This window comes from Bartonella sp. AS69XJJH (assembly GCF_042195585.1).
In the GTDB taxonomy this organism is placed as follows: domain Bacteria; phylum Pseudomonadota; class Alphaproteobacteria; order Rhizobiales; family Rhizobiaceae; genus Bartonella.
On record NZ_JBHIOO010000125.1, the window covers coordinates 1 to 728 of the forward strand.

The following is a 728-nucleotide window of genomic DNA, read 5'->3' on the forward strand; positions in this document are numbered from 1 at the left end:
GGAACCAACCATTAGCGCGCACGCCCTTTGAAGTTTAAGGTGATTTTTCCAATCGATAAAACTTCTTCATCACAAACCGTACTGTCCCTTGTTGGTGCAATGGCGATCACTTTTTGGATACCAAAAATCATGAGTTTCGAAATCCACCACGACAAACTTAATTCACGACCAATGGCTTGTTCTTGTCTCCATGCTGCTCTTAAATTTGTTTTCATTGTTGTGAGAATTTTCAAAGATGTTTCTGGTAACAGCCAAACATCTGCTTCTAAATCCAGCACTTTTTTAACAGCAGCGTGAACAATGATTGTATCATTGGTCATGATGATATTTTTTTTGTGAAGAGCTTCTGAAACTGTTTGTATGAGATCTTCAGAGGCCGTTCCTTCTTCATTGTTGCCAAAAAGAGCAACATAGATGGTTGGGTCTTTGCCTTTCCGATAAACAATCGCATCCTTAACACGACTATCGGCTGTTAAGGCTATAAGCTTGTAATAGGGCTCTGTCCCGCTCCCATTGCCACCACGGGCATGAAGCTCTATGCGTTCACGATATCTCTCATCACTTTCACCCTCCATGCGGGCAAGACCATGCCAGTTTCCCAAAGCGTCAAGAGATTCACCGGTTGCAAAATCAAGAATGTTGTTGCGTGCTGCTTCGTTAATACGCTGTCTTAAAAGCAACTCTCGATAGCTAAAAGCCTCAATGACTTTTACAGCCGGATCACTTTC

1 protein-coding gene is annotated in these 728 nt (G+C 42.4%); it reads right to left on the minus strand.

Features of this window, described 5'->3' with window-relative positions:
* Positions 1-11 precede the first annotated feature (11 nt).
* On the minus strand, positions 12-728 hold a 717-nt coding region (locus ACFIK6_RS10130), incomplete at its 5' end, for a baseplate J/gp47 family protein (protein ID WP_375677618.1).